Source organism: Polynucleobacter sp. TUM22923 (assembly GCF_030295705.1).
In the GTDB taxonomy this organism is placed as follows: Bacteria; Pseudomonadota; Gammaproteobacteria; order Burkholderiales; family Burkholderiaceae; genus Polynucleobacter.
The window spans coordinates 421,460-436,316 of sequence record NZ_AP027274.1 but is presented as its reverse complement, the minus strand read 5'-3'; the positions used below and the strand labels follow the sequence as shown (position 1 = coordinate 436,316).

Here is a 14,857-nt window from a genome sequence, read left to right as displayed (position 1 = left end):
GGGATTGCCCTTAAGGGTTTAGATAGATTCAGCTAGATTTAGATAGACTTTACTGAGCCTACTGACTGAATCGAGATCAGATTCAGGATTTCTGCGGCGGCAGCTAAGCCACAGGCTGCCGTTACCATCACGGTAGATCCATAGCCTGAGCAGGCTAAGCCACCACTTGCTACTCCGGCTCTTGGCTCATGTGAATACACAGCACGAATACCCATCTTGTCTTTTAGATTTCTGGAAAAGCCATGATCTTGTCTAAGTCCTTGGCGCACCTTTGCGAGCAAAGCATCTTGTTCGGTTCGAGAAAGATCCTCGCAACGAACAGAGGTAGGATCCGATTTTCCACCCGCGGCACCACACATCACTAGTGCGCGCTGGTTTTGGGTAGCCCAAACTGCTAAAGCAATTTTGGTCAGCACTGAATCGGTTGCATCTAAAACTAGAGCCTCTTGAGGAATCCACTCCTCTAAATTTTGTGGCTCTAAAAATGTGTCACAGATAGTCAGCGTGATTTCAGGATTAATCAGCCGTATCCGCTCAGCCATAGCCTGCACCTTAGCCTTACCAAACTCTCCCTCAAGCGCATGTAATTGACGATTGGTATTGCTCTGAGAAATGTGATCAAAATCAACCAATACAAGATGGCCGATAGCGGTTCTAGCTAGGGCTTCAGCAGCCCAAGAACCAACACCTCCTAATCCAGCCACAACCACAGTTGCCTTGCGAAATCGTTCACGCAGCTCAGGGCCATAGAGGCGAGCTACCCCTCCAAAGCGACGATCATCTGCGCTAACCTCATTAGCCACTACCTCAGTTGCTTCCAACCTGTCTTCTGCCATAGCTTCTCTGTATACTTTAAAAATGGATCCCATTGCTCAACTTCGTAAAAACTATACCTTTGGTCAGCTCTTAGAAACTGAAGTTCCAGCCAATCCGCTAGCCTTATTTCAAATATGGTTTGATCAGGCCACAAAAGCAGAGTGTCCTGAACCGAACTCCATGACCTTGGCGACTGCTGATCAGGCTGGTAATCCTTCAGCTCGTATTGTCTTACTAAAAGGCGCAGACCAGAGTGGCTTTACCTTTTTTACCAATTACGACAGCCAAAAGGGTCGTGAGCTGGCAATTCGGCCCCAGTCAGCATTGTTATTTCATTGGCATGAACTTGAACGTCAAATACGCATCAAGGGTTCGACTGAAAAAATCACCGCAGCTGAAAGTGATGATTACTATCACTCTCGTCCACCGGCCTCCCGAATTGGCGCATGGGCTTCCCCACAAAGTACTGCAATCCCAAACCGGGAATTTTTAGAGCAAGCTGAAAAAGATTTTGCCGCGAAGTATGGAAATGAGCCTCCGCGCCCAGAGCACTGGGGAGGATATCGATTGCGCCCAACCGAAATTGAATTTTGGCAGGGCCGTCCATCACGTTTGCACGATCGTATTCACTATCAACTAGAGGGGAACGACTGGCGCATTACCCGGTTGGCCCCCTAAATTGACCACCGACGATCTGATTGCGTCTTATTGAAATCCTACAGCTAACAAAGATCTAAACTTCGCCCTAAATTTAGCTAGCTTAGGCGCTACTACCGCCATGCAATAACCCTGCCCAGGGTGCTGACGGAAATAATCTTGATGGTAATCTTCGGCCGGATAAATCACTGGTGCGTCAGCAATTTCTGTCACGATTGGATTGGAATAGATTTTCGCATCCACTAATTCTCTTACCACCTCATGCGCAGTCTTATTTTGAGCCTCGCTATGCGTAAAGATGACCGAGCGATATTGGGTACCATGGTCATTACCCTGATAGTTCAGTGTAGTTGGGTCATGAATCACAAATAGCACTTCCAGCAGATCGCGATACGTGATCACACTGGCATCAAAATAGATGTCGACAATTTCTGCATGGCCGGTTGTACCCGTACAAACAGACTCATAATCCGGATTGGCGCGAGGGCCGCCTGCGTAACCTGAAATCACCGCGCTTACGCCAATAATTTGCTGATAAACAGCCTCAAGACACCAGAAACAGCCCCCTCCTAAGGTGGCACGCTCCACAGTTGCTAAGTTTTCTTCATTAATTGTGTTCATACCTTTATCCTAATACCTTATTCAATCATTTGCTTGCCGCCTATCTTATTCCCATGACAGTCAATCGCCTTACGCTCCAATTAGAAGAAATTAAAGCGGCTTATGCTGCCCAACCCAATCCCACTCTTGAGGTTCGACTAGAAAGAATTGGCCGTATTGAAAAGCTGGTTGCAGCCAATGAGGAAAGAATTTGTAAGGCTTTAGAAGCAGATTTTGGAGTTCGTAATCCAATTGAGACAAGGCTGGCTGAATTTCAAATGATTTATCAAGCCTGCAAGCATGCTCGCAAACATCTTAAAGAGTGGATGAAACCCAGCTTAGTAGATACGCCCAGCTTCCTAGGTTCATCTCAGGCTTGGACTGAAATGCAATCTTTGGGTGTAGTGGGCATCATGAGTCCTTGGAACTATCCAGTCCAATTAGCGCTTGTTCCGGCCATTGCAGCACTTGCAGCTGGTAATAGAGTTTGGCTAAAACCCTCTGAAAGAAGTTTACGTACATCCGGTTATTTGGCGAGCCTTATTCAAGAGTATTTTCACCCGAGTGAATTTTGCGTAACAACTGGTGGCGTAGACGTTGCTGAATCATTTGCTGCGCTTCCCTTTGATCATCTCTTTTTTACTGGCTCGGAAAATACCGGCAAGAAAGTGATGCGCGCTGCAGCCAATCACTTAACCCCCATCACGCTCGAGCTTGGCGGTAAATCGCCTGCGATGATCGATCTGTCAGCTAATCTTCCAGATGCTGCCAAAAGCATCATTTACGGAAAATTGATTAACGGTGGTCAAACCTGTATTGCACCAGATTACGTTTTAATTCATCAAAGTCAATGCGCTGCTTTTGTTGCAGAACTACAAAATGCCGCTCGAGAACAGTTTTCTAATGTAGAAGAGTTCACTAGCGCGATTGATTCAACGCAACTTGCACGTTGGCAGTTGTTGGCAAAAGATGCGGTAGAGCGCGGGGCTCAGGTTGCTCCACTGCTACCACTGCTACCACTGCAAGAGAGTATCCCAAACTATTTCACGCCACTAGCATTAATGAATGTGCCGGCAGATGCACTCATCATGCAGGAGGAAATCTTCGGGCCTATTCTGCCAATAGTCATCGTTGAGGACATTACTGCCGCTATTCACTACGTGAACAGTAAGCCCAAACCATTGGCCCTTTATTGGTTTGGCAAGGATCGCAACACAATGCAGCGCGTGCTTCATGAAACGCGCTCTGGCGGAGTCACGATTAACGACACCTTACTTCACGTTGCAGTGGAAGACCTTCCCTTTGGTGGCGTTGGCGCCAGTGGTATGGGTGCTTATCATGGCAAAGCAGGTTTTGACACCTTCAGCCATCGAAAGTCGATTCTTCAGGTGCGCGGTTTCTTCGGGCTATCCTTCCTACGGGGCACTCAATTGGCAAGGCCGCCCTATGGAAAAGGTGTCAAGCGTCTGCTTCGATGGCTACGCTAATTAAAATAGATTAAGGGGAAACCCTTGCTATTGAGCAATTTCAATGTCATACTTAGGGGCTTTTTAAAGCAATTTGATTCATCGCCCCCCAGCTATATTTCAGCGATTAGTTTAGAAGTCATAAACACAACAACGCTGCCGCCTGTCTGATGGTCGATGCCTTTGACCATCACACTCAAAAAAAACAAGAGTGTATACACGGAGACATCCCTTAAAGGGGATGTGCAATAGCATGACTTTTTCTCAAGAAACGAATCACGAATCCAAAGACTCAAAGCCAACTGGAACTGAATTCCAGTCTTTCGCGCTCGCGCCATCACTCCTTAAAAACATTGCTGAGTTGGGTTATACCCAAGCTACCGAAGTACAGGCTCAGGTTATTCCTGCGGCTTTGGCAGGTGGCGATTTATTAGTCAGCAGTCAAACTGGTAGCGGTAAAACAGCCGCCTTTTTATTACCTTTAATTAATCAATTGATTGAAGACAACCCAAGCAACTCACCTGTTCCAGGTCGTGCTCAGCCTAAAGTATTAGTACTCTGCCCTACCCGTGAATTAGCGCAACAGGTTTCTGCAGATGCAGTAAACCTAGTGCGTGGGATGAAGGGTATTCGCATAGCGACAGTCATGGGTGGCATGCCTTACGGCAAGCAGATCCAAGCATTGAAAGGCGCATTGTTAGTAGTTGCAACGCCAGGTCGTTTACTTGACTTAACTGACAGCAAAGCTATTCGCTTGGATGATGTAAAGCAACTCGTAATCGATGAAGCGGATCGCATGCTAGACATGGGATTTGCAGATGATCTAGAAGCGATTGATAAGCGTTGTGTTGCCCGCACGCAAACCTTGATGTTCTCTGCTACTTTTGCACCAAAGATTATGTCTTTGGCCAATGAACTGACCACTAACGCAAAACGTATTGAGCTCGCTCATGCTGGTGAAAAACATGCCAACATTGAACAGAAGCTTCACTGGGCTGACAGTGTTTCACACAAGCATAAATTGCTCGAGCATATTTTGGCTGACGCTTCTTTAGATCAGGCTGTTGTGTTTGCGAGCACCCAGATCGAAAGTGAAAAAATTGCTGATACCCTACGTGCCAATGGTTACGAAGCTACTGCACTTCATGGTGCAATGCCCCAAGCTGTGCGTATGCGTCGCCTTGAGTCACTTCGCAAAGGTCACACCAAGATTTTGGTTGCTACTGACGTCGCTGCGCGCGGTATCGATGTACCCCGCATTAGCCACGTGATTAACTTTGGCTTACCTATGAAGCCAGAAGATTACACACACCGTATTGGTAGAACTGGACGCGCTGGTCGTAACGGCGTAGCAATTACCCTAGTCGAGCATCGTGATCGCGCAAAGATTCGCAATATCGAACGCTTCACACAGCAAGATATCGTTGCCTCTGTTATTGCCGGACTCGAGCCACAAGCCAAGCCTAGCTTTGGTGGTGGCGGTGGCGGCGGTGGTCGCCCAGGTGGCGGTCGCTCTGGTGGCGGTCGTTCCGGTGGCGGCGGTGGCGGTGGTCGTTCCGGTGGCGGCTACGGTTCGGGCGCTCGTTCTGAGTCTCGCTCTGGTAGCGGTAATGCTGGTGGAAACCGCTCGGGCAATCATTTTGAATCTCGCTCGTCTGGTGATGCACGTCCTTCAAGTGACTCACGTCCATCTGGTGACTCACGTCCTGGCAATCGCTTTGGTGATTCACGTCCTGCACGCTCTGCGGATTCGCGTCCAAGTACTGGCAGCCGCTCTAGCGACTCACGTCCATCTGGTGATTCACGTCCCTCAACTGGTCCTCGTTTTGCTAAACCTAAAACTGGCGGTCAACGTCGTAGCTTTAGCGGCAACTAAATATGGCTCACCGTCGTCGCCTCCGTTCTTCATGGAATCGAGTCGATTCCGGTGAACTGCATCAAGCGCCACGCAAGTGGCAGTCTTGGCTCAGTGATACTGGTTCTTTAACTCAAAAAATTGAATCCGTCATTGGCCAAAAACTTGAAGTAGTAGTTTTACGAGATTGCCGACAAAATCTTAATAGCGACGAAAGTCGCTATTTTCATTTAAAGATCCAGCGCTGTCGGGTTCGAGAAGTATTGCTGTGCGCAAACAATATTCCCTTGGTAATAGCACGTAGCATCATTCCTAGTTCAAGCTCTAGCGGCAGTAACCACCAGGTTCTGCGCTTAGGTCGTAAGCCTTTAGGGGCCGTCTTATTCGCAAAATCCCGCGCCCATTCCAAGGCAAAGCCTATGCGAGAGATTGCGCGCCTTGATCAGCACAGCGCCCTATGGAAAACCTGTTTACAGCGCTATGAAAGCTTGCCTAGCGTCGTCTGGGGAAGGCGCACTCTGTATCACCTGAAAGGGAAGCCGCTTCTAGTGAGCGAAGTCTTTTTTCCCGCACTTCTAAGCTATTAAGTAGTCGGGCTGTTGCTGCTCAGACTATTGCTGCTCAAGCCAATGTTGACTTGCTTTGACTAAAGCGTCATCGCCAGACTCACAAACTATGATTTCTCTGAAACCAATTTGTCTCGCTGCATCTGCAATATTCGGGTGCGAACATAAAGCGACGCTAAGATTCAGTGGTAACTGAGCGCGCCCCAGGTGGCGCACAGCTTCCGAGGAAGTTAGCAACCAAAGAGATTGAACAAAGTCTATTTTTCGGATGTCGCCCCAAATAGGGCTTTCTAAGTCTAGAGGAATGCGGCTGTATACCGAAATCAGATTTAAGTGTGCCCCGGCTGCTTTGAGCGTATCAGCCAGCCAATCACGACCGCCCTCGCCCTTCAATATCACCACTCGCTTTGTAGGCCAATCCCATTGCAGTTTTTGCAGTACCTTCCAAAGACCCTCAGAGTCCCACTCAGTATTGTCTTGGGGATAAAGTAGCCATGTTGGGGTGCTCTCGCTACCAATGCCATAAGCACTTAAAGCAGCTAAGCTACCCCCGCCCATTACCCCAATCGGAACTGGGCTGTTAGAGACCTCTTGCCAAGAACATCCTAACAAACGCATCGTGCATTCAATGGCATTTGGGCTAACAAAAATTGCTAAATCGGCAGCATGTAACGATGCCGCAATATCTTGGGCCAATGTACTCCCACTCCCCGGAAGAATGGTGAGTAATGGCAGAGAAATGATTTCCGGAGGCTTTGCTTGGCTAGCCGGGCTGTTTTGCAAACACTCGTTAAGCAACGCTGACAGCTGATGTGCTTGCCCGCTAGGGCGCGTAATCACAATGGTCTTTGTGCTCATAGGTCCGGTACTTTGATTGCTACTTTGCTTTGTTATCTACTGAGGCAAACCATTTGGCAGTAAGCTTGCTGCGCCTTGCAAAATTAAATCCTGCGCTACTACAAGACCTAGGGCTTCTGCTTCTGCCAAGCTTCTGACAGGTCCTTGGGCGCTAGCCAAGCAGATTGCCTTGCCATCAACGCTAGCCACAAATGAGCGAATCTGCATTTGATCTTCGCTCCAAACAGCATAAGCCGCTAAAGGCACTTCACAAGAGCCTCCCAATTGACGCGAGACCATTCGCTCAGCTGTCACTGCATACCAGGTTGGTAAATTGCTTAAGGGGGCAAGCCACTCTTTAATATTCGGATGTTTGCTGAGGGTTTCAATGCCCAAAGCGCCCTGCCCAGCTGCTGGTGTATAAGGATCAATTGGCAATAGCGCTCGAATACGGGCCTCTAGCCCTAGGCGCTTTAGACCCGCAGCCGCCAAAATGATGGCCTGATACTCGCCACGATCCAACTTACCCATACGGGTATCCAAGTTACCCCGTAAAGGATGAATCTCCAAATGCGGGAATTGCGCTCTCAAGACAGATTCACGGCGTAGGCTAGAAGTTCCCACAATAGCGCCCTGAGGAAGATCCTCTAGGCTGGCATAGTCGTTCGATACAAACGCATCACGCGCATCCTCACGCGCCATGACGCACGATAAATCAAAGCCCTGAGGCATCACCATTGGGACGTCTTTAAGGGAATGTACCGCTAAATCGGCTCGTCCGTCCTCCAAAGCTGTTTCCAGCTCTTTAACAAAGAGGCCTTTACCACCCACCTTGGAGAGTGCTTTATCCAAAATTTGGTCACCCCGAGTGGTCATACCCAAGATCTGGACATCGCACTCTGGATAGTGCTTTTTTAGGCAATCCCTGACATGCTCGGCTTGCCACATAGCAAGCCGGCTCTCGCGAGAGGCAATAACGAGGCGCTGAGGAGGGCTAGAAATAGAGGATATAGAGCTAGAAATAGGGAGTTGGGACATAACATTTAAGATAATCGAAGACCTTCACCAATATACTGCGTTTATGAGCACATCAAATAATTCCCTTGCCAACAAAGCCCAAGCTTGGTCGGCCCGCTTTACCGAACCCGTTGACGAACTAGTGCAACGTTACACTGCCTCGATTGGCTTTGACCAGCGCTTTGCGATGGTTGATATCGCAGGATCCTTGGCCCATGCTGAAATGCTGGCAACTCAAAAGATTGTCAGCACCCAAGATTTAGCGGATATTCAAAAAGGAATGGCGCAGATTAAGAGTGAAATCGAGGCTGGTGAATTTCAATGGCAGCTAGCTCTGGAAGATGTTCATTTAAATATTGAGGCCCGCTTGACGCAGTTAGTGGGCGATGCTGGTAAGCGGCTGCATACCGGTCGCTCACGCAATGACCAGGTCGCGACTGACTTAAGACTTTGGTTGCGTGGTAGCGTCGATGAAATCGCGGTCACACTAAAATCATTACGTGCTGCATTGCTTGATCTTGCAGAGAAACATGCCGCAACGATCATGCCTGGTCATACCCATTTGCAAGTCGCTCAACCGATTACCTTTGGCCACCACTTGATGGCCTATTACGAAATGTTTAGTCGAGATGCCAGCCGCTTAGCAGATTTACGTGTACGGTTTAATCGCCTGCCATTGGGCGCGGCGGCTTTAGCGGGCACCACCTATCCAATCGATCGTGAACAAGTAGCGCGTACCCTTGGCTTTGATGGCATCTGCGCAAATTCATTAGACGCTGTCTCTGATCGTGATTTTGCAATCGAGTTTTGCGCGTTCTCTGCTATCTTGATGATGCATGTATCACGCCTCTCAGAAGAGTTGGTGCTTTGGCTCAGCCCTCGCTTTGGATTTATTGATCTACCGGATCGCTTTTGTACCGGAAGCTCTATCATGCCCCAGAAGAAAAATCCCGATGTTCCTGAACTAGCCCGAGGCAAAACAGGGCGCGTTTACGGCGACTTAATTTCTTTATTGACGTTGATGAAGAGTCAGCCTTTGGCTTACAACAAAGATAATCAGGAAGATAAAGAGCCTTTATTTGATGCGGTCGATACCGTACAAGATACTTTGCGTATTTTTGCTGACATGATTCCCCATATTGAAGTCAAAGCGGATGTAATGAGGTCAGCGGCTGAAGAAGGTTTTGCAACAGCTACTGACTTGGCAGACTATTTAGTAAAAAAAGGTTTAGCCTTCCGAGATGCACATGAGGCAGTAGCGCATGCAGTAAAAGCCTGCGTGGGTCGCAAATGCATGCTAACTGACCTTAGCCTTTCTGAATTGCGGTTTGCTTGTGGTTTAGATAGTCGCCCAGAACTCATGTCTGATGACGTCTTTGCCCTGCTCACGGTAGAGGGTTCAGTGAACTCACGTCAGCATGCGGGTGGCACGGCACCGGCACAGGTCTTGGCAGCCATTGAACAGGGTCGTGCTGGTCTCTAGATCACATGGGCTTGTGGGGAACACTCTCAGCGAGCATTGATCGCGTTAATCAGCTGCTAGGCAAGGCGGCAAGCATCATGATCTTGCTCTCTTGCGTTGTATCGGCAGTCAATGCCTTGCTGCGCTATACCTTAGACATCAGTAACAACTGGCCACTAGAACTGCAGTGGTATCTGTTCGCCGCTGCCGTTATGCTTGGCTCCGCTTACACCCTAAAGCGCAATGAACATGTGCGGGTAGATTTAATCTATTCCCAACTTTCTGATCGCGGGCGTATTTACGTCGATCTATTTGGCCTGATGGTATTTTTAATGCCTGCTTGCATTCTGTTTGCCTGGCTATCATGGGTTTCATTGTTTTATCCATCCTGGCTGGTATCTGAGCATTCTCTCAATGCTGGCGGTTTAGTACGCTATCCCGTTAAATTTTTGCTACCCTTTGGCTTTTTTATGCTGAGCCTTCAAGGTCTGTCTGAAATCATTAAACGCATTAGCGCACTCAACGGTAAATCCACTTTGTCAGCCGCTGATTTGCATTACGAAAAGCCCATGCAATGATCCCATTAGAGTGGATGCCACCGCTTATGTTTGGCGGCTTGATTGTATTTATGTTGATCGGATTTCCAGTGGCCTTTTCTTTAATGGCCGCAGGTCTTTTCTTTGCGGGCATTGCCATTAGCGAGCATTATTTTGATGTGCTTTTTTTACAGGCTATCCCGCAGCGTATTTTTGGCGGGGTTCTTGCTAACGACCTGCTCCTAGCAATTCCTTTCTTTACCTTTATGGGAGCCATCCTAGAGCGTTGCGGCTTAGCTGAAGAGATGCTGGACTCCATGGGTCAATTATTTGGACGCGTTCGGGGTGGACTAGGGTACTCAGTCATTATTGTGGGATTCATCTTAGGAGCAATTACTGGCACTGTAGCTGCTCAGGTGATCGCTATGGCCATGATCTCCCTGCCGGTCATGATGCGTTACGGTTACAACATGCGCTACGCTACGGGCGTTTTAGCGGCCTCTGGAACCATTACGCAATTAGTGCCACCTTCATTGGTACTCATTGTTCTGGCAGATCAACTCAAAACCCAAAGCGGCAGTGCAGATGTTGGCAGCATGTATCTCAGTGCTTGGGGGCCATCGCTACTTCAAATCGGCCTGTTTGCGCTCTACACCTTCCTCTTGTCACGCTTTCGTCCAGACTACTTACCCGCCGCCCCAGAGAGTCAACTCACGCTCAGGGGCTGGAGTCTTTGGAAAAAATGTCTTCTTGGGATTATTCCTTCAGCAGTACTCATCTTTTTGGTTTTAGGTACCATCATGACCGGCATTGCCACGCCCACAGAGTCGGGTGCCATGGGTGCAATGGGTACCTTAGCGCTGGCCTGGTTACGCCGCTCCAACATCCCGAACCTCAAAGGCCTCATTGAGCAAGCCTACCAAAATACGATGCGAATCACTTGCATGGTTGTCTTTATTTTGATTGGCTCTACCTGTTTTTCAGTGGTGTTTCAAGGTGTTGATGGTGGGCAATGGGTAGAGGCATTATTTTCAGACTTACCGGGTGGCTGGGTTGGATTTTTAGTGGCCGTAAATTTGTTCGTATTTTTTCTAGCATTCTTTTTGGATTTTTTTGAAATTGCCTTCATCATCGTCCCCCTACTAGCGCCTGTTGCCGTCAAATTGCTCGCCCCTGTGCTGCTTGCCTCAATGAATGGCAATCCCCAGGCGGCGGCCAGCGCTGCATTGGTATGGTTCGGAGTAATGTTGTGCGTGAATATGCAAACCTCGTTTATGCATCCCCCTTTTGGCTTTGCCCTTTTTTACCTAAGAGGGGTTGCCCCTAAAGAAGTCAAGAGTAGCGATATTTACTGGGGCGCACTACCCTGGGTAGGCTTGCAACTCATCATGGTGGTGCTCGTCATCGCCTTTCCGGCACTCGTTACAACGCTACTAGATAAGCCAGCAGCACTTGTTCAAAGCCAAGATTTTAATTTCACGAACAGTGAAGAGCCCGCAGCAGCGATACCGGCAAATACCGTAGGCGACGATGCACCGGTGGTCTTTCAGCTAGATAAACCAGTAATGAAATAACGTAGATTCAAACACGAAGTGCAACACGGTTTAAGGACTGCATAAACACTTCATTGGGGGTTTTAAATCCCAACCTCTTACGAGGTCGGTTATTAAGCTTGCTTTCAATCATTCTAAGCTCCTCATCAGTTACGGTGGATAAAGGCCTCTTTTTGGGGATGTATTGCCTTAGTAAGCCATTGAAGTTTTCATTAGAACCGCGTTGCCAACTGGCAAAAGGATCAGCAAAGTAGGTGGTGGATTGCAGTGCTGTATCAATCCGGGCGTGCTCGGCAAATTCCTTTCCGTTGTCATAAGTTAGTGTTTTGACCTTAGCTTGATAGGGGGCCAGTCCTTCAATAATGGCGTTACCTACCAGGGTCGAAGTTTTATTGGGTACTTTGGCTAGAACAGCATAACCACTCTTGCGCTCCACTAAGGTCACAATAGCTTGTTTGTGCGCTGCCCCAATCACGGTATCGCCTTCCCAGTGACCGACTTGAGATCTGGCTTCAATATGCTCTGGGCGCTCACTAATCGGCCTTCTGCCTACGATCTGGCCTCGTCGATCCCGGCCACTGGCATAGCGCTTTTTACGTTTCTTTTGACAGCGTAACTGCTGGTAAAGAGTGCCACCAGCGGCTTTATCAGCATAAACATGGCGATAGATGGTCTCATGGCTAATCCCTACAACATCTGCGATTTGCTCAGGGCTCCATTGGTCTTGTAGGTACTCTACCGTTTGATCCCAATCAGCTGGGGTGATTTGGGTAGCATTACGAGAGCCTAGGGAGCGTTCCTCTGCTAATAAACAGGCTTGTCTCGGTCGATATCCTCTGCCTCCGGTATTGCGAGATAGCTCTCGGCCAATGGTCGACTTATGTCGATTCATGAGCTGGGCGATCTGGCTTTGGGTTTTTCCGTCTTTCATGAGGATATAAATCTGATATCGTTCTTCTTGGCTAAGGTGTTGATAGGTCATGGCTACTTTGACTTGCAGGTCTAGAAACTATGGATACTAAAATATCCTTAGCCACTAGCTCTAATTGATCAAAGTTGCACTTCGTAGTTGAATTCACCTAATGTTGCAGTGGCAGGTTTTGAGTTTTGAGTTTGGTCCTGTCAATGAGAAGCGCTGCCAGTAATGGCAAAAAGTACCCCGCAAAGGCAGGGCATTTTAATCAAACTAAAGGCAGCAATTACAGCGTGCTATCTGACTCCAGTCTGACGCAATCGACATAATATTCACTACGCCCATCTACTTCTGACTTTACTAGTCCATGAATATCGGTCTCAAACCCAGGGAATTGCGCATTGAAGTCGCGCGCAAAATAGAGGTAATCAATAATTCGCTTATTAAAACGCTCGCCTGGAATTAGCAATGGAATGCCCGGTGGGTATGGCGTCACTAACATCGCCGTAATCCGATCCTGCAGCCGATCCAGGGGGACACGATCTACTTTCTTATGCGCCATCTTGGCCCAAGCTTCTGAAGGCATCATCGCTGGCACCATATCTGAGGTGTACATCTCAGTAGTCATCCGCGCTACGTCACGACCTTTATAGAACTCATGAATTTGCTGGCAAATATCCTTCAAACCTACCCGCTCATAGCGAGGATGTTTTGCTACGAACTCTGGCAATACTTTCCATAAGGGAGCATTTTTATCAAAGTGATCTTTAAATTGCTGCAACTCCGTAACCAAAGTATTCCAGCGCCCTTTAGTAATACCAATAGTGAACATAATGAAGAAGGAATACAAACCACACTTCTCCACAATCACGCCATGCTCAGCCAAATATTTCGTAACAATGCTAGCTGGGATGCCCACAGAACCGAAGTTCCCCTCAATATCTAAACCGGGCGTTACGATGGTCGCCTTGATGGGGTCCAGCATATTGAAATCTTCAGCAACATTACCAAAGTCATGCCAACTGGCATTGGGCTCCAGCACCCAATCAGAGCGCTCGCCAATACCCTCATCCGCTAAGTGATCTGGGCCCCAGACCTTAAACCACCAGTCCGCACCAAACTTAGCATCTACTTCACGCATCGCACGACGGAAGTCCATCGCTTCCGCAATAGATTCTTCTACCAGCGTTGTTCCACCAGGGGCTTCCATCATTGCCGCAGACACATCGCAAGATGCAATGATGGCGTATTGAGGGCTGGTAGAGGTGTGCATCAAATACGCCTCATTGAAGCAGTCACGATCGAGCTTAGTATCTTCAGCATCCTGCACTAGCACCTGAGATGCTTGTGATAATCCCGCCAATAACTTATGGGTTGATTGGGTTGCAAACATCAAACTCTTCTTAGTGCGCTTGCGGTCTGATCCAATGGCATGCATATCCTTATAGAAAGGATGGAAAGCAGCATGTGGCAACCAAGCTTCATCAAAGTGCAAAGAGTCCACTTTGCCGTCGAGCATTTCTTTAATCATCTCAACGTTATAAACAATCCCGTCATAGGTACTTTGAGTCAAAGTCATGACACGTGGTATGACCGTTTTATCTTTAATGAACGGATTAGCATCAATTTTCTTCTGGATATTGCTCCATTCAAATTCTTCTTTTGGAATAGGCCCAATAATGCCCAAATGATTACGCGTTGGCATTAAGAAAATCGGAATTGCGCCCATCATCGTAATGGAATGAATCACAGACTTATGGCAATTTCGATCGACTACGACAACATCACCAGGAGCTACTGTAGAGTGCCAAACAATTTTGTTTGAGGTAGAAGTACCGTTGGTGACAAAAAATAAGTGGTCAGCATTAAATATCCGCGCTGCATTACGTTCGCTTTGCAATACGGGGCCGGTGTGGTCTAAGAGCTGACCCAATTCCTCTACGGCGTTACAAACGTCCGCACGCAACATATTTTCACCAAAAAACTGATGGAACATGCGTCCCACTGGGCTCTTCAAAAATGCAACACCGCCTGAGTGTCCAGGGCAATGCCAAGAGTAAGAACCCTCAGAAGCGTAATTGGTTAAGGCCCGAAAGAATGGCGGTGCTAATGAATCTAAGTAAACCTTAGCTTCTCGAATAATGTGGCGCGCTACAAACTCAGGCGTGTCTTCATTCATATGAATAAAGCCATGTAACTCACGCAAGATGTCGTTAGGCATATGACGTGATGTGCGAGTCTCACCATACAAGAAGATTGGAATATCTTCATTGCGTTTACGCACTTCGGTAATAAATGCCCGTAAATTATTGAGTGCTGGTAGGTCGTGATCCTCGGAGTCTGTTACAAACTCTTCATCATCAATCGAGACAATAAATGAGGAGGCGCGAGAGGCTTGCTGGGCAAAGGATGTAAGGTCACCATAACTTGTCAAACCAATGACTTCCATCCCCTCAGTCTCAATAGCTTCAGCTAAGTCACGAATACCGGAACCTGAAATATTTTCAGAACGAAAATCCTCATCAATAATGATGATTGGGAAACGAAATTTCATGAGTACCCTTTAAGGTCGCCAATCT

The 14,857-nt window shown here is 47.9% G+C and carries 13 protein-coding genes; 7 read left to right on the top strand and 6 right to left on the bottom strand.

Annotated features, from left to right (window positions below; translation table 11 throughout):
• Positions 1-38: 38 nt before the first annotated feature.
• Positions 39-836: a tRNA threonylcarbamoyladenosine dehydratase gene (locus QUD86_RS02305; protein ID WP_286297752.1), complete on the bottom strand. Its 798-nt coding sequence runs from the start codon at positions 834-836 to the stop codon at positions 39-41.
• A gap of 22 nt (positions 837-858) precedes the next feature.
• Here QUD86_RS02305 and pdxH point away from each other — a divergent pair, with 22 nt between their 5' ends.
• The gene (gene pdxH, locus QUD86_RS02300; protein WP_286297751.1) at positions 859-1,494 is read left to right on the top strand and encodes a pyridoxamine 5'-phosphate oxidase; all 636 of its coding nucleotides are present in this window, start codon (positions 859-861) and stop codon (positions 1,492-1,494) included.
• Positions 1,495-1,521: 27 nt separating this feature from the next.
• Here pdxH and msrA read toward each other — a convergent pair whose 3' ends face one another.
• Positions 1,522-2,094, bottom strand: a complete 573-nt coding sequence (gene msrA / locus QUD86_RS02295) for a peptide-methionine (S)-S-oxide reductase MsrA (protein WP_286297749.1) — start codon at positions 2,092-2,094, stop codon at positions 1,522-1,524.
• Between the two features lie 53 nt (positions 2,095-2,147).
• Between msrA and QUD86_RS02290 the strand changes: the two genes are divergently transcribed.
• The 3 genes from QUD86_RS02290 to QUD86_RS02280 all read left to right on the top strand — a co-directional run bounded on the left by QUD86_RS02290 (position 2,148) and on the right by QUD86_RS02280 (position 5,981).
• A complete protein-coding gene (locus QUD86_RS02290; RefSeq protein ID WP_286297748.1) occupies positions 2,148-3,560 on the top strand; it encodes a coniferyl aldehyde dehydrogenase in 1,413 nt (470 codons plus the stop codon).
• A 232-nt stretch (positions 3,561-3,792) separates the two neighbouring features.
• Complete coding sequence (locus QUD86_RS02285; protein WP_286297747.1) at positions 3,793-5,415, top strand: DEAD/DEAH box helicase; 1,623 nt, start codon at positions 3,793-3,795, stop codon at positions 5,413-5,415.
• Positions 5,416-5,417: 2 nt separating this feature from the next.
• The gene (locus QUD86_RS02280; RefSeq protein WP_286297744.1) at positions 5,418-5,981 is read left to right on the top strand and encodes a chorismate--pyruvate lyase family protein; all 564 of its coding nucleotides are present in this window, start codon (positions 5,418-5,420) and stop codon (positions 5,979-5,981) included.
• 24 nt (positions 5,982-6,005) lie between these two features.
• Here the strand turns inward: QUD86_RS02280 and QUD86_RS02275 are convergent, their stop codons facing one another.
• Together QUD86_RS02275 and hemC are read right to left on the bottom strand one after the other, a co-directional pair.
• Positions 6,006-6,818, bottom strand: a complete 813-nt coding sequence (locus QUD86_RS02275; RefSeq protein WP_286297742.1) for a uroporphyrinogen-III synthase — start codon at positions 6,816-6,818, stop codon at positions 6,006-6,008.
• A gap of 36 nt (positions 6,819-6,854) precedes the next feature.
• Complete coding sequence (gene hemC, locus QUD86_RS02270; RefSeq protein WP_286297741.1) at positions 6,855-7,835, bottom strand: hydroxymethylbilane synthase; 981 nt, start codon at positions 7,833-7,835, stop codon at positions 6,855-6,857.
• A gap of 43 nt (positions 7,836-7,878) precedes the next feature.
• On the opposite strand from hemC, the gene argH reads away from it, so the two are divergent.
• From argH to QUD86_RS02255, 3 genes are read left to right on the top strand one after another with little or no spacing between them, the layout of a single operon-like run.
• On the top strand, positions 7,879-9,297 hold the full coding sequence (gene argH / locus QUD86_RS02265) for an argininosuccinate lyase (protein ID WP_286297740.1): 1,419 nt from the start codon (positions 7,879-7,881) through the stop codon (positions 9,295-9,297).
• Between the two features lie 5 nt (positions 9,298-9,302).
• Positions 9,303-9,854 carry a TRAP transporter small permease subunit gene (locus tag QUD86_RS02260; protein ID WP_286297738.1) on the top strand — a complete coding sequence of 184 codons (552 nt, stop codon included), beginning with the start codon at positions 9,303-9,305 and terminating at the stop codon, positions 9,852-9,854.
• A complete protein-coding gene (locus QUD86_RS02255) occupies positions 9,851-11,386 on the top strand; it encodes a TRAP transporter large permease (protein ID WP_286297737.1) in 1,536 nt (511 codons plus the stop codon). The genes QUD86_RS02260 and QUD86_RS02255 overlap by 4 nt, the downstream gene beginning before the upstream one ends.
• Before the next feature lie 7 nt (positions 11,387-11,393).
• Here QUD86_RS02255 and QUD86_RS02250 read toward each other — a convergent pair whose 3' ends face one another.
• Positions 11,394-12,347 carry an IS30 family transposase gene (locus QUD86_RS02250; RefSeq protein WP_286295630.1) on the bottom strand — a complete coding sequence of 318 codons (954 nt, stop codon included), beginning with the start codon at positions 12,345-12,347 and terminating at the stop codon, positions 11,394-11,396.
• Positions 12,348-12,564: 217 nt separating this feature from the next.
• Positions 12,565-14,832, bottom strand: a complete 2,268-nt coding sequence (locus tag QUD86_RS02245; protein WP_286297736.1) for an arginine/lysine/ornithine decarboxylase — start codon at positions 14,830-14,832, stop codon at positions 12,565-12,567.
• Positions 14,833-14,857 lie beyond the last annotated feature (25 nt).